The 19,002-nt window shown below is 74.1% G+C and carries 20 protein-coding genes; 3 read left to right on the top strand and 17 right to left on the bottom strand.

Translation table 11 applies throughout. The annotated features are described in order from the left end of the window. Positions 1–108: 108 nt before the first annotated feature. Both groL and groES read right to left on the bottom strand, forming a co-directional pair. The gene (gene groL / locus OO57_RS04645) at positions 109–1,743 is read right to left on the bottom strand and encodes a chaperonin GroEL (protein WP_033250937.1); all 1,635 of its coding nucleotides are present in this window, start codon (positions 1,741–1,743) and stop codon (positions 109–111) included. Between the two features lie 114 nt (positions 1,744–1,857). Then, positions 1,858–2,163 (bottom strand): co-chaperone GroES, encoded by a 306-nt coding sequence (groES, locus tag OO57_RS04640; RefSeq protein WP_014136232.1) that lies wholly within the window; start codon positions 2,161–2,163, stop codon positions 1,858–1,860. Between the two features lie 302 nt (positions 2,164–2,465). On the opposite strand from groES, the gene OO57_RS04635 reads away from it, so the two are divergent. After that, a complete protein-coding gene (locus tag OO57_RS04635) occupies positions 2,466–3,644 on the top strand; it encodes a class I SAM-dependent methyltransferase (RefSeq protein ID WP_033250936.1) in 1,179 nt (392 codons plus the stop codon). On the opposite strand, the gene OO57_RS04630 is transcribed toward OO57_RS04635, so the two are convergent. The 5 genes from OO57_RS04630 to tsaB all read right to left on the bottom strand — a co-directional run bounded on the left by OO57_RS04630 (position 3,620) and on the right by tsaB (position 7,124). Next, positions 3,620–4,513 (bottom strand): polysaccharide deacetylase family protein, encoded by an 894-nt coding sequence (locus OO57_RS04630; protein ID WP_033250935.1) that lies wholly within the window; start codon positions 4,511–4,513, stop codon positions 3,620–3,622. The genes OO57_RS04635 and OO57_RS04630 overlap by 25 nt on opposite strands. Before the next feature lie 67 nt (positions 4,514–4,580). Continuing rightward, positions 4,581–4,841, bottom strand: coding sequence for a hypothetical protein (locus tag OO57_RS04625; protein ID WP_033250934.1), 261 nt, complete (start codon positions 4,839–4,841; stop codon positions 4,581–4,583). Next, positions 4,838–5,926 (bottom strand): tRNA (adenosine(37)-N6)-threonylcarbamoyltransferase complex transferase subunit TsaD, encoded by a 1,089-nt coding sequence (gene tsaD, locus OO57_RS04620; protein ID WP_033250933.1) that lies wholly within the window; start codon positions 5,924–5,926, stop codon positions 4,838–4,840. The genes OO57_RS04625 and tsaD overlap by 4 nt, the downstream gene beginning before the upstream one ends. Continuing rightward, on the bottom strand, positions 5,919–6,407 hold the full coding sequence (gene rimI, locus OO57_RS04615; RefSeq protein WP_051776569.1) for a ribosomal protein S18-alanine N-acetyltransferase: 489 nt from the start codon (positions 6,405–6,407) through the stop codon (positions 5,919–5,921). Before rimI ends, tsaD begins: the two co-directional genes overlap by 8 nt. A 69-nt stretch (positions 6,408–6,476) precedes the next feature. Continuing rightward, positions 6,477–7,124: a tRNA (adenosine(37)-N6)-threonylcarbamoyltransferase complex dimerization subunit type 1 TsaB gene (gene tsaB, locus OO57_RS04610; RefSeq protein WP_033250931.1), complete on the bottom strand. Its 648-nt coding sequence runs from the start codon at positions 7,122–7,124 to the stop codon at positions 6,477–6,479. Positions 7,125–7,288: 164 nt separating this feature from the next. Between tsaB and OO57_RS04605 the strand changes: the two genes are divergently transcribed. Further along, complete coding sequence (locus OO57_RS04605; RefSeq protein ID WP_033250930.1) at positions 7,289–7,858, top strand: L,D-transpeptidase; 570 nt, start codon at positions 7,289–7,291, stop codon at positions 7,856–7,858. Positions 7,859–7,901: 43 nt separating this feature from the next. On the opposite strand, the gene OO57_RS04600 is transcribed toward OO57_RS04605, so the two are convergent. The 7 genes from OO57_RS04600 to glmS all read right to left on the bottom strand — a co-directional run bounded on the left by OO57_RS04600 (position 7,902) and on the right by glmS (position 15,222). After that, positions 7,902–8,090: a hypothetical protein gene (locus OO57_RS04600; protein ID WP_033250929.1), complete on the bottom strand. Its 189-nt coding sequence runs from the start codon at positions 8,088–8,090 to the stop codon at positions 7,902–7,904. Positions 8,091–8,192: 102 nt separating this feature from the next. Further along, the gene (gene tsaE, locus OO57_RS04595; protein WP_033250928.1) at positions 8,193–8,705 is read right to left on the bottom strand and encodes a tRNA (adenosine(37)-N6)-threonylcarbamoyltransferase complex ATPase subunit type 1 TsaE; all 513 of its coding nucleotides are present in this window, start codon (positions 8,703–8,705) and stop codon (positions 8,193–8,195) included. Positions 8,706–8,766: 61 nt separating this feature from the next. Next, a complete protein-coding gene (locus OO57_RS04590) occupies positions 8,767–9,921 on the bottom strand; it encodes an alpha/beta fold hydrolase (RefSeq protein ID WP_033250927.1) in 1,155 nt (384 codons plus the stop codon). A gap of 3 nt (positions 9,922–9,924) precedes the next feature. Then, positions 9,925–11,109 carry an alanine racemase gene (gene alr / locus OO57_RS04585; RefSeq protein WP_051776553.1) on the bottom strand — a complete coding sequence of 395 codons (1,185 nt, stop codon included), beginning with the start codon at positions 11,107–11,109 and terminating at the stop codon, positions 9,925–9,927. Positions 11,110–11,298: 189 nt separating this feature from the next. Further along, on the bottom strand, positions 11,299–12,738 hold the full coding sequence (locus tag OO57_RS04580) for an NAD(P)H-hydrate dehydratase (RefSeq protein WP_033250926.1): 1,440 nt from the start codon (positions 12,736–12,738) through the stop codon (positions 11,299–11,301). Positions 12,739–12,933: 195 nt separating this feature from the next. Beyond that, positions 12,934–13,302 carry a holo-ACP synthase gene (locus OO57_RS04575; protein WP_033250925.1) on the bottom strand — a complete coding sequence of 123 codons (369 nt, stop codon included), beginning with the start codon at positions 13,300–13,302 and terminating at the stop codon, positions 12,934–12,936. Positions 13,303–13,365: 63 nt separating this feature from the next. Then, the gene (gene glmS / locus OO57_RS04570) at positions 13,366–15,222 is read right to left on the bottom strand and encodes a glutamine--fructose-6-phosphate transaminase (isomerizing) (protein ID WP_033250966.1); all 1,857 of its coding nucleotides are present in this window, start codon (positions 15,220–15,222) and stop codon (positions 13,366–13,368) included. Between the two features lie 99 nt (positions 15,223–15,321). Here glmS and coaA point away from each other — a divergent pair, with 99 nt between their 5' ends. Further along, positions 15,322–16,314 (top strand): type I pantothenate kinase, encoded by a 993-nt coding sequence (gene coaA, locus OO57_RS04565; RefSeq protein WP_033250924.1) that lies wholly within the window; start codon positions 15,322–15,324, stop codon positions 16,312–16,314. 44 nt (positions 16,315–16,358) lie between these two features. Here the strand turns inward: coaA and glmM are convergent, their stop codons facing one another. The 3 genes from glmM to rplM all read right to left on the bottom strand — a co-directional run bounded on the left by glmM (position 16,359) and on the right by rplM (position 18,855). Further along, a complete protein-coding gene (gene glmM, locus OO57_RS04560) occupies positions 16,359–17,723 on the bottom strand; it encodes a phosphoglucosamine mutase (protein ID WP_033250923.1) in 1,365 nt (454 codons plus the stop codon). A 134-nt stretch (positions 17,724–17,857) separates the two neighbouring features. Continuing rightward, positions 17,858–18,364 (bottom strand): 30S ribosomal protein S9, encoded by a 507-nt coding sequence (gene rpsI, locus OO57_RS04555; protein WP_033250922.1) that lies wholly within the window; start codon positions 18,362–18,364, stop codon positions 17,858–17,860. A gap of 47 nt (positions 18,365–18,411) precedes the next feature. Then, complete coding sequence (gene rplM / locus OO57_RS04550) at positions 18,412–18,855, bottom strand: 50S ribosomal protein L13 (RefSeq protein ID WP_014136251.1); 444 nt, start codon at positions 18,853–18,855, stop codon at positions 18,412–18,414. Positions 18,856–19,002: the final 147 nt, after the last annotated feature.

Below are 19,002 nucleotides of genomic sequence, written 5' to 3'. Positions count from 1 at the left end.
GACCTGCGCGATCTGGCACAACCGCACCACCGGCCAACCCGTCACCCGATCACTCATCGCCTACGACCACTGACCCACTTCGGAACTACTCGTCTAGCGGCTAGCGCTTCAGTGGCTGTGGCCGTGGCCGCCGTGCGAGTGGCCGTGGCCCGCGCCCTCCTCCTCTTCCTTCTTCTCCACCACGAGGGTCTCGGTGGTGAGCAGCAGGGAGGCGATGGAGGCGGCGTTCTCCAGGGCGGAGCGGGTGACCTTGACCGGGTCGATGACGCCGGCCTTGACCAGGTCGCCGTACTCGCCGGTGGCGGCGTTGTAGCCCTGGCCGGGCTCCAGGTCGGCGACCTTGGAGGTGATGACGTAGCCCTCCAGGCCGGCGTTCTGGGCGATCCAGCGCAGCGGCTCGGCGAGCGCCTTGCGGACGACGGCGACACCGGTGGCCTCGTCGCCGGACAGGCCGAGGCCGTCCGCCAGGACCTTCGCGGCGTGGACGAGCGAGGCGCCGCCGCCGGCGACGATGCCCTCCTCGACCGCGGCGCGGGTCGCCGAGATGGCGTCCTCCAGGCGGTGCTTGCGCTCCTTGAGCTCGACCTCGGTGGCCGCGCCGACCTTGATCACGCAGACGCCGCCGGCCAGCTTGGCGAGGCGCTCCTGGAGCTTCTCGCGGTCCCAGTCGGAGTCGGTGTTGGCGATCTCGGCCTTGATCTGGGCGACCCGGCCCGCGACCTCGGAGGAGTCGCCGGCGCCGTCGACGACGATGGTCTCGTCCTTGGTGACGGTGATGCGGCGGGCGGTGCCGAGCACGTCCAGGCCGACCTGGTCGAGCTTGAGGCCGACCTCCTCGGAGACGACCTGGCCGCCGGTGAGGGTGGCGATGTCGCCGAGGATGGCCTTGCGGCGGTCACCGAAGCCGGGGGCCTTGACCGCGACCGCGTTGAAGGTGCCGCGGATCTTGTTGACCACCAGGGTGGAGAGGGCCTCGCCGTCGACGTCCTCGGCGATGATCAGCAGCGGGCGGGAGCCGCCGGCCTGCAGGACCTTCTCCAGCAGCGGCAGGAGCTCCTGGATGGAGGAGATCTTGCCCTGGTTGATCAGGACGTACGGGTCCTCCAGGATGGCTTCCTGGCGCTCCGCGTCGGTGACGAAGTACGGCGACAGGTAGCCCTTGTCGAACTGCATGCCCTCGGTGAACTCGAGCTCGACGCCGAAGGTGTTGGACTCCTCGACGGTGATCACACCGTCCTTGCCGACCTTGTCGATCGCCTCGGCGATCAGCTCGCCGACCTGGGTGTCCTGGGCGGAGAGGGAGGCGACGGCGGCGATGTCGTCCTTGCCCTCGACCTCGCGGGCCACCGAGAGCAGGTGCTCGGAGACGGCGGCGACGGCCTTGTCGATGCCCTTCTTCAGGGCGGCCGGGCCGGCGCCCGCGGCGACGTTGCGCAGGCCCTCGTTGACCAGGGCCTGGGCGAGCACGGTGGCGGTGGTGGTGCCGTCGCCCGCGACGTCGTTGGTCTTGGTGGCGACCTCCTTGACCAGCTGCGCGCCGAGGTTCTCGTACGGGTCGTCGAGCTCGACCTCGCGGGCGATGGTCACACCGTCGTTGGTGATGGTCGGGGCGCCGAACTTCTTGTCGATGACGACGTTGCGGCCCTTGGGGCCGATGGTCACCTTGACGGTGTCGGCCAGCTTGTTGACACCGCGCTCCAGCGAGCGGCGGGCGTCCTCGTCGAACTGCAGGGTCTTCGCCATGGTCCCGTTTCCTCAGGGGTAGGTCTGCGTGCGTGGAGCAACAACCGCGCCCCGGGCCCCTGTCGGTGCGACACGGATCCGGGGCGGGCTGGGACGTCTTACTGCGCGGACGTCTTACTTCTCGATGATCGCGAGGACGTCGCGGGCCGAGAGGACGAGGTACTCCTCGCCCTGGTACTTCACCTCGGTGCCGCCGTACTTCGAGTACAGGACGATGTCACCGACGGCGACGTCGAGCGGCAGACGCTGGCCGTCCTCGAAGCGACCCGGGCCGACGGCCAGGACGACGCCCTCCTGGGGCTTCTCCTTGGCCGTGTCCGGGATCACCAGGCCGGAGGCGGTGGTGGTCTCGGCGTCGAGCGGCTGGACCACGATGCGGTCCTCGAGCGGCTTGATGGCAACCTTGCTGCTGGTGGTCACGTCCGAGCTCCCCTTCGGAGATTACGGGGTTGTCTTACAGGTAGGTGGCGAGTGTTCGCGGCCGCCGTCGCGGGGGTCGGACGCGCTTCATCGCGTTAGCACTCTCCCTGGGGGGAGTGCCAGAGACGACCTTAGGACGCCGTTAGCACTCAGTCAACCAGAGTGCCAACGACGTCGTGTCGGGTTTTCGGCCCGACACCCCCGCGGGCCGGGTCTCGGCCCGTGACGGCGCCCCGAGCGCGACGGGTGCTCCGGGCACCCCGCGCGGCCGGGCACCCGTCCCGAGCCGGGACAATGGTGCGGTGGAGATCGAATCGTTCCGGGCGCTGCTGACCGAGCAGGGGCAGGCGCTGCTGGCCGAGTTGCGGGGGTTCACGGCGGCGCAGGAGCTGGCGCTGGCGACCCGGCTGCGGCGGGAGTACCCGGCGGAGCTGGTGCGGGCGGCGTTCGAGCAGGCCCGGCTGCGGCAGCGGGCGGAGGCGAAGTTCGGGGCGGACGCCGCCGCGATGTACTTCACCCAGCACGGGGTGGAGCAGGCGACCCGCCGTTCGGTGGCCGAGTGGCGGGCGGGCCGGTTCGCGGCGCTGGGGGTGCGGCGGCTGGCCGACCTGTGCTGCGGCATCGGCGGGGACGCGGTCGCGCTGGCCCGGGCCGGGATCGCGGTGCTGGCGGTGGACCGGGACGAGCTGACCTGCGAGGTGGCGCGGGCGAACGCGGCGGCGCTGGGCGTGGCGGAGCTGGTGGAGGTGCGCCGCGCGGACGTCGCGGACGTGGACACCGCGGGCTTCGACGCGGTGTTCACCGACCCGGCGCGGCGCACCTCGCGCGGCCGGGTGTTCGACCCCGAGGCGTACTCGCCGCCGCTGTCCTGGGCGGTGGAGGCGGCCCGCAGCGCCCCGTTCGGGGCGTTGAAGGTGGCGCCGGGCATCCCGCACGAGCTGGTGCCGGAGGGTGCCGAGGCGGAGTGGGTGTCGGACCGGGGTGAGGTGAAGGAGGCGGTGCTGTGGTTCGGCACGGCCGCCGCCGAGCCGTACCGGGCGACGCTGCTGCCGGGCCCGCACTCGCTGTCCGGCGGCGCGCTGCCCGCCCCGCCGGTGGGGCCGGTCGGGCGCTACCTGTACGAGCCGGACGGCGCGGTGATCCGGGGCCGGATGGTGGCGGAGGTGGTGGCGGCGGTGGGCGGCCGGCTGATCGACCCGATGATCGCGTACGTCACCTCGGACGAGCTGCGGCCGACCCCGTACGCGCAGGCGTACGAGCTGACCGACGTGCTGCCGTTCCAGGTCAAGCGGTTGAAGGCGCTGGTGAAGGAGCGCCGGATCGGCACCCTGGTGGTCAAGAAGCGCGGGGCGTCGGTGGTGCCGGAGGAGTTGCGGCGGCAGGTGAAGCCGGCCGGGCCGAACGCGGTGACGGTGATCGTGGCCCGCACCGCGGCCGGCCCGGTGATGATGCTGGGTCAGCCGGTGGGCGCGGCGACGTAGTCGTCGAGGCGGGCGACGGCGAAGCCCTGCTCCTGGATCCGGGAGAGCAGTTCGGCGAACATCCGGGTCATGGTCTCGCCCTTGAGCTCGGACGGGCCGCGGAAGTGGGCGAGGATGATGTCGCCGTTCCTGAGCTTCTTGTCGGCGGCCTGGTACTGCATGTCGTGGATCTGCATGGACTCCCGCCACAGCACGACGGCGCGCGGCCCGCACTCCTGGACGGCGGTGTTCAGGGCGGCGCTGTGGGCGCCGTCGCCGTAGGGCGGGCGGAACAGGTACGGGGCGGTGCCGTACTGCTCGGTGAGGGCCGCCTGGTCGTCGCAGATCTGCGACTTCTGCTGGGCGGGCGGGAGCTTGCTCATCACCGGGTGGCTGACGCTGTGGTTCTGGATGCTGTTGCCCAGCGCCTGCAGCGGCTTGAAGTAGGCGTAGTCGTTCTTGACGATGTCCTCGGTCAGGAACATCGTGATCGGCACCTTCAGCTCGGTGAGCATCTCGACGAACTGCGGGTCCTTCTCGGCCCCGTCGTCGATGGTGATGAACACGACCTTGTCGGTGGTCGGGACTTCGCTGAACACCGGTACGGGGCCGGTCCCGGTGAGCTTGATCGGCCGGTCGGCGGGCGGCGCGGGCGCCTTCGGCAGCGGCTTGGCGCCCCACTTGGCCCAGGCGGCCTCGGGCACCGCGTCCTGGGCGGACGACGGGGACGGGCCGACGGCGGAGGCGGAGGCGGCCGGGGAGGCGGCGGCGACCGGCCTGACCGGGACGGCCCGGGGGTCGGCGGGCTCCGGGCCGCTGCTGCACCCGCTCGCCGCCAGCAGCACCGCCAGAGCACCCGCCCCGTACCCGACCCGTCCCCGCTGCCTCACCGATGTCCCCCGCTCGTCCTCGACACGCGTGTCGATAATAGGACGATCGGGTTGGGGTGCTCGGTTGCTACCCCGCGTCCGTGCGGGTGAAGGTCCAGCGGTGCACCGGACGGGCCAGCAGCCCGGCGGGCGGCTCCGGCACCGGCACCGGCTCGCCCGCCCACAGCGCGATCAGCAGCACCCGCTCGCCCGGCGCGGTGAACAGCTCCACCCGCTCCAGACCGGCCGCCCCGCGCACCGCGGGCAGTGCGAACTGCCGCGCCCAGGCGTGCAGTTCACCGCCCCGGCCGTCCACCGCCCGGGCCTCCCACATCGCCGCCAGGGTCACTTCAGCGCCTCGTGCGCGTGCGCGTGGACGCTCCCGTGCTCCGCGCCCGGGACGTGGGTCTCGGTGACCGGCAGCGAGGAGTCCGCCGACAGGTCGAAGGAGGACGGGGCGCGGTCGCGCCACACCATCTCGGCGCCGAGCGCCGCCACCATCGCGCCGTTGTCGGTGCACAGGCCCGGCCGCGGCACCCGCAGCACGATGCCCGCCTTGTCGCAGCGCTGCTGCGCCATCTCGCGCAGCCGCGAGTTGGCCGCCACGCCGCCGCCGATCATCAGGTGGTCGACGCCGTTGTCCTTGCACGCCCGCACCGCCTTGCGGGTCAGCACGTCGGTGACCGCCTCCTGGAAGGACGCCGCGACGTCCGCCACCGGCACCGGCTCCCCGGCCCGCCGCCTGGCCTCCACCCAGCGCGCCACGGCCGTCTTCAGCCCGGAGAACGAGAAGTCGTACGCCGGGTCCCCCGCGTTGTTCAGGCCGCGCGGGAACGCGATCGCCTTCCCGTCGCCCTCCCGGGCCATCCGGTCCACCACCGGCCCGCCCGGGAAGCCCAGGCCGAGCACCCGCGCCACCTTGTCGAACGCCTCGCCCGCCGCGTCGTCGATGGTCGCGCCCAGCGGCCGCACGTCGGAGGTGATGTCGCTGCTCAGCAGCAGCGAGGAGTGCCCGCCCGACACCAGCAGCGCCATCGTCGGCTCCGGCAGCCGCCCGTGCTCCAGCTGGTCCACGCAGATGTGCGAGGCCAGGTGGTTCACCCCGTACAGCGGCTTGTCCAGCGCCCACGCGTACGCCTTGGCCGCGCTCACGCCCACCAGCAGCGCGCCCGCCAGGCCCGGGCCCGCGGTGACGGCGATGCCGTCCAGGTCGCTCGCCCTCACCCCGGCGGTGTCCAGCGCCCGCCGGATGGTCGGGACCATCGCCTCCAGGTGCGCCCGGCTGGCGATCTCCGGCACGACGCCGCCGAAGCGGGCGTGGTCGTTGACGCTGGAGGCGACCGCGTCGGCCAGCAGCGTGGTGCCGCGGACGATGCCGACGCCGGTCTCGTCGCAGGAGGTCTCGATGCCGAGGACGAGGGGTTCGTCAGCCATTGTGATGATCCTTCAGATCGCTTGCGTCACTTGCGTCACTTGCCTGGTGGTCCAGACGCATCACCAGTGCGTCCACGTTGGCGGGCTGGTAGTAGCCCCGCCGGATCCCGACCGGCTCGAACCCGAACCGCTCGTACAGCCGCTGCGCGCGCAGGTTGTCGACCCGCACCTCCAGCAGCGTCTCCGCGCAGCCGCGCCGGACCGACTCCCCCGTCAGCTCCGCCAGCAGCACCGCCCCGAGCCCCGCCCCCTGGTGCCCCGGGGCCACCGCGATGGTCTGCACGTCGGCGTCCGCCCCGACCGTCATCAGCCCGGCGTACCCGACGACCGCCCCGCCGCCGTCGACGGCCACCACGTAGTGCCGGCTGCCGCCCGGGTGCGCCTCCGCCAGCTCCGACCAGTACATCCCCCGCGACCAGGCGTCCTCGGGGAACAGCTGGTGCTCCAGCACCATGACCGGCTCGACGTCCCACCACCGCATGGGACGCAACGCGTACCTAGCCACGCCGCGGACCGGTCCTTCCGGCGGCGGCGCGGTGCGCACCTGCGGTCATGCCGGGAGCACCGCCTTGTAACCCGCGGGCACCTGCGCGTCCGGCCGCCGCAGGTACAGCGGCGCGTTCGGCAGCAGGGCGCGGCCCGCGGCCAGCTCGCGGACGGCGAAGTCGGCCAGGGCGCCCGCCGAGACGTGCTCGGGGCCGCTCGCCGCGGGCAGCGCGTACAGCAGGGCGCCCGCGCCGACCGTCCGCTCCCCGGGCTCGATCTCGGCCGGGCGGTCCACCGCGGGGCCGCTCAGCCGGGCGCCGTCGGCGGCGTAGGAGGCCCAGTAGACCTCCTTGCGGCGGGCGTCCGTCGCGACGGCGAACGGCCCGTCCAGGCCCTCGGTGCGGGCCTGGTGGGCGATCGCGTCGAGGGTGCAGACGCCGTGCACGGGCAGGCCGAGCGCGTCGCCGAGGGCGGCGGCGGTGACCAGGCCGACCCGCAGGCCGGTGTACGGGCCGGGGCCGACGCCGACCGCGATGTCGGTGAGGTCGCGCTTGTCCACGCCCGCGGTGCGCAGCACGGCCGCGACGGTGGGCAGCAGCAGTTCGCCGTGCCGCCGGGCGTCGACCTCGTAGGACTCGGCGAGCACCCGTTCGCCGTCGTGGACGGCGGCGGTGACGGCGGGGGTGGCGGTGTCGAAGGCGAGGAGGAGCACGGGTTCAAGGTTAGAGGGTCCGGCGCGGCGGCCCGCACCGCGCCCGGTGCGGAGCCCCGGCCGGGAACACACGACCGCCAAGAGGCCGGAACGGCGGACCGCACCTGGCACGATGGGCTTCGCTGAGGTCGATACGGTGCGGCGCGGAGCGTTGAGGAGCTGACGTGGCGAAGCTGGGTCCTGGTGCGGTGGTCGGCGGGCTGACCCTGGGCGCCCTGGCGGTGGTGGGGCTGCTGGCCTTCCAGGCGAACGGCGCGGCCTCGCGCGCGGTCGCGGCCGTGCCGTCCGCGTCGAGCGCCGCCCCCTCGGCCTCCGCGCCGGAGAGCGGTCGGCCGACCGCGCCGCCGCTGCCCGCCGAGTCCGGCTCGGGCCTGCGGGTGGTGTACTCGCTGGAGCAGCAGCAGGTGTGGCTGGTCGACCCGAAGAAGCCGAACCCGGTGGTGGCCTCGTTCAAGGTGGTGCCGGGCAACACCCTCCCGGCCGCGGGCACGTACAGCGTCGCCAGCCGGACCGCGGCGGGCACCGGCACGGACGGGCGGCAGATCGAGCACGTGGTGCGGTTCGCCCAGCAGTCGGGCACGGTCTTCGGCTTCAGCGCGCTGGTGGACGAGAGGGCCCCGGCCCCGTCGCTGGACCCGAGGACGAAGACCGGCGGCGTCCGGGCCACCCGGGCGGACGGCCAGCTGCTCTGGGACTTCGCGCCGAACGGCACCCGGGTGGTCGTGGTCGCCTGAGCCCCCACGCCCCCGCGGCCCCCGACGCCCCCGCCCCGGGCGGCTACGCGGCGGTGCGCTCCGGCGGGGTGGAGACGGCCTCGGCGGCCCGGCAGGACGCCAGCAGGGCGCGCATCGGCACGGGCGCGGCGGCAGCAGCGCGTTCCGGCGCGGCGGCCGGAGCCGGAGCCGGGGCTTGGGCCCGGGCCCGCTCCGGGCGGTCCTCGGTGTCGGTGGGGGGTGTGCTCGGCATCGGGCGCCTCCCTAGTTAGGCATACCTAACCTGCTGCGGCCATCCCATCACGCCCGCGCGGTGCGCCGCAACCGTTTCCCGACACGGTGTCGGAAACCCGGGTCAGTTCTCACCCAATCCGGTGAGGTCCGCACCGTCCCAGCGACCGCCCAGCCCGGTGAAGGTGACCCGCCGCCCGTCCGACTCCCCGTCCGGCGCCTCCACCGCCTCGCCGCCGAGGGTCCGCTCGATCCGGACCTCCAGCCGGTCCTCGGAGAGCTCCTCGACCTTGCCCTCGCCCCACTCGACGACGACCACCGACTCGGGCAGCGACACGTCCAGGTCGAGGTCCTCCATCTCCTCCAGCCCGCCGCCCAGCCGGTACGCGTCCACGTGCACCAGGGCGGGGCCGCCGGTCAGCGAGGGGTGCACCCGGGCGATCACGAAGGTCGGCGAGGTGACCGCGCCGCGCACGCCCAGGCCCTCGCCCAGGCCGCGGGTCAGCGTGGTCTTGCCCGCGCCCAGCTCCCCCGACAGCAGCACCAGGTCGCCGGGGCGCAGCAGGGCGGCCAGGCGCCGGCCGAGGCCGGTCATCCGCTCCGCGGTTTCGACGGTCAGAGTGGTCTGCGAACCCATGGCGTCCTTCTTCGATCGTTGCGGCCTCCCCTAAGGTGCCACACCGCGCGGGGCGCCCGGCTCAGCCCTCCGGCTGCTCCTGCGCCAGCTCCCGCACCGCGTCCGGCAGCGGGCCCGTCCCGGCGTGCCCGGCGGCGCGCTCCAGCAGCGCGGCGAGCTCGCGGTCGACGGTGCCGGGGCGCTCCAGCATCACCAGGTGCCCGGCGCCCTCGACCAGCACCAGCCGGGCGCCGGGCAGCTCGGCGGCGATCGCCTCGGAGTACTCGGGCGGGGTCAGCAGGTCCTTCGTCCCGGCCAGGACGAGGACGGGCAGGTCGGCCATGGCGGCCAGCGCGGCGCGCTTGTCGTGCGCGGAGAACGTCGGGTAGAACTCGGCGACCACGTCGATGGGGGTGGCGTCCAGCAGCTGGTCGGCGAACCGGGCGACCGACGGGTCGACGTCCCTGCTGCCGAAGGAGAACCGCCGGTAGAACACCGCGGCCAGGTCGGAGCCCCAGCGGCGGGTGGCCTCGACCAGTTCGACCTGGCGGCCCAGCGCCCGCACCACCCCGGGCGCGACCCGCTTGACCACCTTGGCGCCGACCGCGGGCAGGCCCAGCGGCACCGCGTCCCAGTCGCCCGCCAGGGTGCCGAGCAGCGCGACGCCGGCCACCCGGCCGCCGGGGGCGAACAGCTCGGGGCGCCGGTCGGCGAGCGCCATCACCGTCATCCCGCCCATCGAGTGCCCGACCAGCACCACCGGCCCCTCGGGGACGACCGCGTCCAGCACCGCCTCCAGGTCGGCGCCGAGCTGGTCGATCGAGGCGGGCTCGCCGGCCAGGTGCGAGCGGGAGCGCTCGGAGCGGCCGTGGCTGCGCTGGTCCCAGAACACGGTGCGCAGGACGCCGCGCAGCGCGGCCCGCTGGAAGTGCCAGCTGTCCTGGTTCAGGCAGTAGCCGTGGCAGAACACCACGGTGGGCCCGGGCGCCCCCTGCGCCTCGTCGACCTCGGCGTACAGGCCGGTGCCGTCCGCGGCGGGCACCGTCACGGCGGTGCCGCGCAGCGTCCCGAAGGCGGCGGCCGCGTCCAGTTCCGCCCGGGCCCGCCTGCGCATCGCCCGGCCGACCGTCAGCCGCTCGATCGCCACCCCGGCGGCGGCCCCGGCCGCCAGCACGCCCAGCGAGATGCCGATCAGCCCGGCCCGGGACACCCCGCCGGAGGAGGACTCCTCAGCCATCCGTCACCCCCGCAGCCCGCCGACGTAGCGTCGCGGGACCCGGCCCCCGATCCGGGTGATGACCTCGTACGCGATGGTGCCGCAGGCCCGCGCCCAGTCCTCGGCGGTGGGCTCGCCCCGCTCGCCCGCGCCGAACAGCAGCACCTCCTCGCCGACCTCCGGCACGTCCCCGCCGAGGTCGACGACGAACTGGTCCATCGCGACCCGCCCGGCCACCCGGTACCAGGTCGAACCGATCTGCACCGGGCCGGTGTTGCTGGCGTGCCGCGGCACGCCGTCCGCGTAGCCGAGCGGGACCAGGCCCAGCGTGGTCGGGCCCGGCGTCGTGTAGTGGTGCCCGTACGAGATGCCGTGGCCGCCGGGGACGCGCTTGACCAGCGCCAGCCGGGCCGCCAGCGACATCACCGGGCGCAGCCCGAAGTCGGCGGGTCCGCCGACGTCCGGGACGGGCGACAGGCCGTACATCGCCAGGCCGGGCCGGACCAGGTCGTAGTGCGACTGCGGCAGCAGCAGCGTCGCCGGGGAGTTCGCCAGGTGGCGCACCTCGGGGTCGACGCCGGAGCGCTCGGCGAACGCCAGGGCCTGCGCGAAGGAGTCCAGCTGGGCCTGGATCGAGGGGTGGCCGGGCTCGTCGGCGGCCGCGAAGTGCGACCAGACGCCGACCACCCGCAGCATGCCGTCGGCCTGCGCCTTGACGGCGTTCTCCACCAGGTCCGGCCAGTCGTGCGGCTGGCAGCCGTTGCGGCCCAGGCCGGTGTCGGCCTTCAGGTGCACCCGGGCCGGGACGCCGGTCTCGCGGACGGCGGCGAGCAGCTCGTCCAGCGCCCACTGGCCGCTGACCGAGATGTCCACCGACTCGCGCAGCGCCCGGGCCCACGGCCCGCCCGGCGTCCACAGCCAGCACAGGATCCGGGCCTGCTCCGGGCCGATCCCGGCGGCCCGCAGCGCGAGTGCCTCCTCCGGGGTCGCCGTCCCGAGCCAGCCGACCCCGGCCGCGACGGCCTCCCGGGCGCAGCGCAGCGCACCGTGGCCGTAGGCGTCCGCCTTGACCACGGCCATCAGCTCGGGCCCGTTGGTGCGGGCCCGCAGCGCGGCCAGGTTGTCGCGCAGCGCGGCCAGGTCGACGGTCGCCTCGGCCCGTGCCCCCTGGGCCAGGGCGGGCGTCCCGGTGGTGTTCGCAGTCGTCATCGCGTATCAGTCTCCCAGACAGCGGCCGGTCCCCCCATCAGGGGCACGGCCGACCGGGCCCTCCTCACCCGCCCGCCCCGCCCAGACAGCCGCTCCGGGTGCTTCCACGCGGTGGCGCGCCCTCCGGTTCCGGCGGCGGGCGGGAACGGCGAGGACCACGTCAGGGCGCCTGGGTACGCGCCCCTTCCGCTACGCCACGAGGGACGCCCAGGCGCGGTGGAGGGCGGCGGCGAGGTCGAGGGCGGTGACGGGGGCGCCCGGGGCGGCGGCGAGGCGGCCCGCGAGGCCGTGCAGGTGGGCGGCGGCGGAGGCGGCGTCCAGCGGGGAGAGGCCGGTGGCGAGCAGGGAGCCGGCCAGGCCGGAGAGGACGTCGCCGCTGCCCGCGGTGCCGAGCCAGCCGGTGCCGGTGGAGTTGACCCGGGCCCGGCCGTCCGGGTCGGCGACGACCGTGGTGGAGCCCTTGAGCAGCACGGTCGCGCCGTACCCCGCGGCGAGCCGCCGGGCGGTGCGCAGCCGCCGTCCGGCGACGGCCGCGGCGTCGGTGTCCTCGCCGAGCCCGGCGAGCAGGCGGGCGGCCTCGCCCGCGTGCGGGGTGAGCAGGACGGGGGCGGGGCGGCCGGAGAGCGCGGACGGGCCGAGGCGGGCGAGTTCGGTGAGGGCGTCGGCGTCGACCAGGACGGGCATCCCGGTGTCCAGCGCCTCGCGCAGCGTCCGTTCGGCGTCCGCGCCGCCGCCCGGGCCGACCACCCACGCCTGGACCCTCCCGGCCCGGGCCGGGCCGTCCTCGGTGACCAGCGTCTCGGGGTGGCGGCGGACCACCTCCGCCGCCGCGTGCCCGGTGTAGCGCACCGCCCCGGCCCCACCGTGCAGCGCCCCCGCGACGGCCAGCACCGCCGCGCCCGGGTAGCGGGCCGACCCGGCGGCGACGCCGACCACCCCGCGCCGGTACTTGTCGCTCTCCGCGCCGGGCACCGGCAGCAGGGCGGCCACGTCGGCGTGCTGGAGCGCCTCGACGGGGGCGGGCGGCAGGTCGAGCCCGAGGCCGACCAGGTGGACGACGCCCGCGTACTGCGCGCCGGGGTCGATCAGCAGGCCGGGCTTGTGGGTGCCGAAGCAGACCGTGGCGTCGGCGCGCAGCGCGGGCCCGGCGACCTCGCCGGTGTCCGGGTCGACGCCGGACGGGACGTCCACGGCGACCAGGCGGCCGCGGCGCGGCAGTTCGGCGAACGGGGCGGCGGCCGGGCGCAGCGGGCCGCGGCCGCCGATCCCGACGATGCCGTCCAGCACCAGGTCGGCCCGGGTGAAGGCGTCCCGGTCCGCGGTGGGGCGGCCCCCGGCGGCGAGCAGGGCGGCCAGGCCCCCGGCGTGCGCCCTCGCCGGGTCCAGCAGCAGCGCCTCGACCCGGGCCCCGCGACGCGACAGGCGCGCGGCCGCGAAGAGGGCGTCCCCGCCGTTGTCCCCCGACCCGGCCAGCACCAGCACCCGGCTCCCGTACACCCGGGGCAGCAGCCCGGCGCAGACCGCGGCCAGCCCGGCGGCGGCCCGCTGCATCAGCGCGCCCTCCGGCAGCCCGGCCATCAGCGCGGCTTCGGCGGAACGGACCTGCTCGACGGTGTGGGCGTGGCGCATGCGGTGCTCCATTCTGGGCGGACGGACCGTGCAATCAGGGGCCCGGGGAACGGCGGGCTCGGGGCTGCTGCGGGTTCACTGACGTGGCGTGCCGGTGCTTCGGGTTCTGTTCGTACGGCCCGAAGCAGCACGGACCTTCGATGGGCTCCGACCGGCAGCAGCACGGACCCGCCGTTCCCCGGGCCCCTGATTGCACTACCCCTCCGCGACGACCACCGCCGAGGCGACGCCCGCGTCGTGGCTGAGGGAGAGGTGCCAGGAGGTGACGCCGAGCGCGGCGGCGCGGGCTTCGACGGTGCCGGTGATGCGGAGGACGGGGCGGCCGGAGTCCTCGACGCGGACTTCGGCGTCCTCCCAGCGCAGGCCGGGCGGGGCGCCGAGGGCCTTGGCGACGGCCTCCTTCGCGGCGAAGCGGGCCGCGAGGGAGGCGGTGCCGCGGCGCTGGCCGGAGGGGAGGGTGAGTTCGGCGGGGGTGAAGAGGCGTTCGGCGAGCCCGGGGGTGCGTTCCAAGGACTGCTCGAACCGTCCGATGTCCGCCACGTCGATGCCGACCCCGATGATCACCCTCGTACTCCCTCGTCCGTCCCCGGGGCGGAAGGCCCGCCCCGGGGATGGACGATACGCGGGCTACTCGACCGTGACGGACTTGGCGAGGTTGCGCGGCTGGTCGACCTCGTGGCCCTTGGCGGTGGCCAGCTCGCAGGCGAAGACCTGGAGCGGGACGGTAGAGACCAGGGGCTGGAGCAGGGTGGGGGTGGCGGGGATCCGGATCAGGTGGTCGGCGTAGGGGACGACGGCCTCGTCGCCCTCCTCGGCGATCACGATGGTCCGGGCGCCGCGGGCCCTGATCTCCTGGATGTTGGAGACGATCTTGTCGTGCAGGATCGAGCGGCCGCGCGGCGAGGGCACCACGACGACCACCGGCAGGCCCTCCTCGATCAGGGCGATCGGGCCGTGCTTGAGCTCGCCGGCGGCGAAGCCCTCGGCGTGCATGTAGGCGAGCTCCTTGAGCTTGAGCGCGCCTTCGAGGGCGACGGGGTAGCCGACGTGCCGGCCGAGGAAGAGCACCGAGCGGGCGTCGGCCAGCGAGCGGGCCAGGGCGCGGACGGGCTCCATGGTGCCGAGCACCTGCTCGACCTGGCGGGGGGCGTCGCCGAGCTCGCGGATGACGGAGGTGATCTCGTCGCCCCACTTGGTGCCGCGGACCTGGCCCAGGTAGAGGGCGACCAGGTAGCAGGCGACCAGCTGGGTGAGGAACGCCTTGGTGGAGGCGACCGCGACCTCGGGCCCGGCGTGGGTGTAGAGGACGGCGTCGGACTCGCGCGGGATGGTCGACCCGTTGGTGTTGCAGATCGCCAGCACCTTCGCGCCCTGCTCGCGGGCGTGCCGCAGCGCCATCAGGGTGTCCATGGTCTCGCCGGACTGCGAGATGGCGACGACCAGGGTGCGGTCGTCCAGGATCGGGTCGCGGTAGCGGAACTCGCTGGCGACCTCGACCTCGCAGGGGATCCGGGTCCAGTGCTCGATCGCGTACTTGGCGATCATCCCGGCGTGGAAGGCGGTGCCGCAGGCGACGATCACCACCTTGTCGACCTCGCGCAGCACCTGGTCGGGGATGCGCAGCTCGTCGAGGGTGAGGCGGCCGTCGGTGCCGATCCGGCCGAGGAGGGTGTCGGCGACGGCCTTCGGCTGCTCGGCGATCTCCTTGAGCATGAAGTAGTCGTAGCCGCCCTTCTCGGCGGCGGAGGCGTCCCAGTCGACGTGGTACTCGCGGACCTCGGCGGGCGTGCCGTCGAAGTTCGTGACGGTCACGCCGTCGGGGCGCAGTTCGACGACCTGGTCCTGGCCGAGCTCGATCGCCTCGCGGGTGTGCGCGATGAACGCGGCGACGTCGGAGGCGAGGAAGTTCTCGCCGTCGCCGACGCCGACCACCAGCGGGGAGTTGCGGCGGGCGCCGACCACCGTGCCGGGGGCGTCGGCGTGCACCGCGACGAGGGTGAAGGCGCCGTCGAGCCGGCGGCAGACGGCGCGCATGGCCCCGGCCAGGTCGCCGTCGTAGGCCTCGGCGAGCAGGTGGGCGACGACCTCGGTGTCGGTCTCGGAGCGGAGGGTGTGGCCCCGGTCGGCGAGGTCGGCGCGCAGCTTGGCGAAGTTCTCGATGATGCCGTTGTGGACGACCGCGACCTTGCGGTGGTCGTCCAGGTGGGGGTGGGCGTTGGCGTCGGTGGGGCCGCCGTGGGTGGCCCACCGGGTGTGCCCGATGCCCGTGGTGCCGGCCGCGAGGGGGGTTTCGGCCAGCGACTTCTCCAGGTTGACGAGCTTCCCGGCCCGTTTGTCGGTGGCGAGGAGCCACTGCCCGTCGGCTCCCCGGGTCTGGACCGCGACGCCGGCCGAGTCGTAGCCCCGGTACTCCAGCCGCCGCAGCCCGGCGATGACCACGTCGAGGGCCTCCTGGGGCCCGGTATATCCAACAATTCCGCACATGTGCGCCAGCATATGTGCGGACGTTCGACCCCCGAGCGGTCGGATGACCACACCGGGTGACCGACACCACAGCCCCCGGTACCCGGCGGACGGCCCACAATGGACACCGTGCTGACCGAACTCTGTACGAAGGGTGCGCCCCCCGCGCCCACCCCTTCCCCGTACGTGGATCTGGACCGCGCCGAGTGGAGCGCGCTGCGCGAGCGCACCCCGCTGCCGCTGACCGCCGAGGAGGTCGAGCGCCTGCGCGGCCTCGGCACCGCCCTGGACCTCGACGAGGTCCGGGACGTCTACCTGCCGCTGTCGCGCCTGCTGAACCTGTACGTGCACGCCACCCACGAGCTGCGCGGCGCGATCGGGAGCTTCCTCGACACGCCCGACACCGAGCGGGTCCGCACGCCGTTCATCATCGGCGTGGCCGGGTCCGTCGCGGTCGGCAAGTCCACCACCGCCCGCCTGCTGCAGGCGCTGCTGGCCCGCTGGCCCGAGCACCCGCGGGTCGAGCTGGTCACCACCGACGGCTTCCTGCTGCCCAACGCGGAGCTGCGCCGCCGCGGCCTGATGGCCCGCAAGGGCTTCCCCGAGTCGTACGACCGGCGGGCGCTGATGCGCTTCGTCGCGGACGTGAAGGCGGGCAAGGACCGGGTCACCGCGCCGGTGTACTCGCACCTGGTGTACGACATCGTGCCGGACGAGCGGCTGGTGGTGGAGCGCCCCGACATCCTGATCGTCGAGGGCCTGAACGTGCTGCAGCCCGCCCTGCCCGGCACCGACGGCCGGACCAGGATGGCGGTCGCCGACTACTTCGACTTCTCCATCTACGTCGACGCCCGCACCGACGACATCGAGGCCTGGTACCTGGACCGGTTCCGCAAGCTGCGGCAGACCGCCTTCCAGGACCCGAACTCCTACTTCCGGCGCTTCACCGAGGTGCCCGAGGAGGAGGCGATGGACTACGGCCGCCAGGTCTGGCGGACCATCAACCGCCCCAACCTGCTGGAGAACGTGCTGCCGACCCGCGGCCGGGCCACCCTGGTGCTGCAGAAGGGCCAGGACCACAAGGTCCGCCGGGCGCTGCTGCGCAAGCTCTGAGCCCGCGTCGGGGGGAGGGCGGGCCCCTCCCCCCCGGGGCGGACTCAGCCCAGGTGCAGCCGCACCGCGTCGGCGAGCCGCTGGCAGACGTCCTGCGCCTGCTCGTGGCCGACCGCCTCGACCATCACCCGCACCAGCGGCTCGGTGCCGGACTTGCGCAGCAGCACCCGGCCGGTGGTGCCGAGCTCGGCCTCCGCCGCGGCGACCGCGGCCTGCAGCTCGGCGCAGGACTCCACCCGGTTCTTGTCCACGCCCTTGACGTTGATCATGACCTGCGGCAGCCGGGTCATCACCGCGGCCAGGTCCGCCAGCGGCTGCTTGGTCGCGGCCAGCCGGGCGCCCAGCATCAGGCCGGTCAGGGTGCCGTCGCCGGTGGTGGCGTGGTCCAGCAGGATGACGTGGCCGGACTGCTCGCCGCCCAGCGCGTAGCCGTGCTGCTTCATCTCCTCCAGCACGTACCGGTCGCCGACCGCGGTCCGCACCAGTTCGACGCCCTCGCGCTCCATCGCCAGGGTGAAGCCCAGGTTCGACATCACGGTGGCGACGGCGGTGTTGCGGCGCAGCGTGCCGGCCTCCTTCATGGCGACCGCCAGGATCGCGATGATCTGGTCGCCGTCGACCTCGTTGCCGTCCGCGTCGGCGGCCAGGCAGCGGTCGGCGTCGCCGTCCAGGGCGATGCCCAGGTCGGCGCGGTGCTCCTTCATCGCGGCGCGCAGCTTGTCCAGGTGGGTGGAGCCGACGCCGTCGTTGATGTTCAGGCCGGTCGGCTCGGTGCCCAGGGTGAACACCACCTCGGCCCCGGCCCGGGCGAACGCCTCCGGGGCGACCCGGGCGGCCGCGCCGTGCGCGCCGTCGATGACGACCCGCACCCCGTCGAGCCGGTTCGGCAGCACCGCGACCAGGTGCGCCACGTACCGGTCGAAGCCCTCGTTGTACTGGCGGACCCGGCCGACCGCCGCGCCGGTGGGGCGCTTCCAGGTCTCCTCGCCGGCGCCGTAGCGGCGGTGGTGCGCCTCGATGGCGTCCTCCAGCGCGTCGTCCAGCTTGTGGCCGCCGCGGGCGAGGAACTTGATGCCGTTGTCGGGCATCGCGTTGTGGCTGGCGGAGAGCATCACGCCGAAGTCGGCGCCCAGCGCGCCGGTCAGGTACGCCACCGCGGGGGTGGGCAGCACGCCGACCCGCAGCACGTCCACCCCGGCGCTGGCCAGGCCGGCGATCACCGCGGCCTCCAGGAACTCTCCGGACGCCCGGGGGTCGCGGCCGACCACGGCCACCGGCCGGTGCCCCTCGAACGCGTTGGCGTCCCCGAGCACATGCGCGGCGGCCACCGAGAGGCCGAGCGCCAGTTCGGCGGTCAGGCCCTCGTTGGCCACCCCGCGCACCCCGTCCGTACCGAAGAGTCGTGCCATGTTCGCGTTCGTCCGTCCTGTCGCGCCGGTGGTGGGCTCGGGTGGTGCCGCCCCGCGGACTCCGCACCGGTCCGGGAGGCACAACGCCCCGGAGCACAGAGTGCTCCGGGGCGAGGATCGCATGAAGGGTGCGATTAGCGCTTGCTGTACTGCGGCGCCTTGCGGGCCTTCTTGAGACCGGCCTTCTTGCGCTCGACGGCGCGCGAGTCGCGGGTCAGGAAGCCGGCCTTCTTGAGCGGGCCGCGGTTGTTGTCCACGTCCGCCTCGTTCAGCGCACGGGCGACGCCGAGGCGCAGCGCGTAGGCCTGGCCGGAGACGCCGCCGCCGGCGATGCGGGCGATGACGTCGTAACGGCCGTCCAGCTCCAGGAGCTTGAAGGGCTCGTTCACGGTCTGCTGGTGCACCTTGTTGGGGAAGTAGTTCTCCAGGGTGCGACCGTTGATCTTCCACTGGCCGGTGCCGGGGACGATGCGCACGCGGGCGATCGCCTCCTTGCGGCGGCCGAGGCCGGCGCCGGGAACGGCCTCGCCGAAGCGGCCGGCCAGCGACTCGGTGGTGTACTCGGTCTCGGTGGTGTACTCGTCGACGTTCTCGTCGTCGAACTCGACCTCGAGGGTGCTCTCGATGGCAGTCTCGGCCACGGTGTTCCTCAGCTCTTCTACGTCAGTTGGGGTGTGGGTGGCCGGAATTACTGCGCGACCTGGGTGATCTCGAACGGCACCGGCTGCTGCGCAGCGTGCGGGTGCTGGTCGCCCGAGTAGACCTTCAGCTTCGAGAGCATCTGACGGCCCAGGCTGTTCTTCGGAACCATGCCCTTGATGGCCTTCTCGACGGCCTTCTCCGGGTTGTTCGCGAGCAGGTCGTCGTAGCGGACCGAGCGGAGACCGCCCGGGAAGCCGCTGTGGCGGTAGGCCAGCTTCTGGGTCTTCTTGTTGCCCGAGAGGTGCACCTTGTCGGCGTTGATGATGATGACGAAGTCACCAGTGTCAACGTGCGGCGCGTAGATCGCCTTGTGCTTGCCCCGCAGGAGGTTGGCGGCCTGGGAGGCCAGGCGGCCGAGCACGACGTCGGTCGCGTCGATGACGTGCCACTGACGCTGGACGTCGCCGGGCTTGGGGCTGTACGTACGCACGGTCGTAGCCTTCGCTTTTCAGTGAGTGGGTCCTGACAGGAGCACCAAGGCCCGGGGCCTCCAACCGATCCGCCCGGACGCAATTCGGGCAGCCGCTGGAGTTCGGCCTGTCGTCTCCGGCGTACCGACCTCTCACGTGAGATAGAG

The sequence above is a fragment of the Kitasatospora phosalacinea genome (genome assembly GCF_000717185.1).
Taxonomy (GTDB): Bacteria; Actinomycetota; Actinomycetes; order Streptomycetales; family Streptomycetaceae; genus Kitasatospora; species Kitasatospora phosalacinea_A.
The sequence above is the reverse complement of the archived record's forward strand: the minus strand, read 5'-3'. Positions and strand labels throughout refer to the sequence as shown.

What these genes read in the sequence shown, in the direction of transcription:
- OO57_RS04590 (WP_033250927.1), bottom strand. Translation starts at nt 9,921, where the DNA reads ATGGCTGAGGAGTCCTCCTCCGGCGGGGTGTCCCGGGCCGGGCTGATC.
- OO57_RS04600 (WP_033250929.1), bottom strand. Translation starts at nt 8,090, where the DNA reads ATGCCGAGCACACCCCCCACCGACACCGAGGACCGCCCGGAGCGGGCC.
- coaA (WP_033250924.1), top strand. Translation starts at nt 15,322, where the DNA reads ATGGACACCGTGCTGACCGAACTCTGTACGAAGGGTGCGCCCCCCGCG.
- rimI (WP_051776569.1), bottom strand. Translation starts at nt 6,407, where the DNA reads ATGCGGTGGTGGGACGTCGAGCCGGTCATGGTGCTGGAGCACCAGCTG.
- groL (WP_033250937.1), bottom strand. Translation starts at nt 1,743, where the DNA reads ATGGCGAAGACCCTGCAGTTCGACGAGGACGCCCGCCGCTCGCTGGAG.
- tsaE (WP_033250928.1), bottom strand. Translation starts at nt 8,705, where the DNA reads ATGGGTTCGCAGACCACTCTGACCGTCGAAACCGCGGAGCGGATGACC.
- OO57_RS04580 (WP_033250926.1), bottom strand. Translation starts at nt 12,738, where the DNA reads ATGCGCCACGCCCACACCGTCGAGCAGGTCCGTTCCGCCGAAGCCGCG.
- alr (WP_051776553.1), bottom strand. Translation starts at nt 11,109, where the DNA reads ATGACGACTGCGAACACCACCGGGACGCCCGCCCTGGCCCAGGGGGCA.
- tsaD (WP_033250933.1), bottom strand. Translation starts at nt 5,926, where the DNA reads ATGGCTGACGAACCCCTCGTCCTCGGCATCGAGACCTCCTGCGACGAG.
- glmM (WP_033250923.1), bottom strand. Translation starts at nt 17,723, where the DNA reads ATGGCACGACTCTTCGGTACGGACGGGGTGCGCGGGGTGGCCAACGAG.
- glmS (WP_033250966.1), bottom strand. Translation starts at nt 15,222, where the DNA reads ATGTGCGGAATTGTTGGATATACCGGGCCCCAGGAGGCCCTCGACGTG.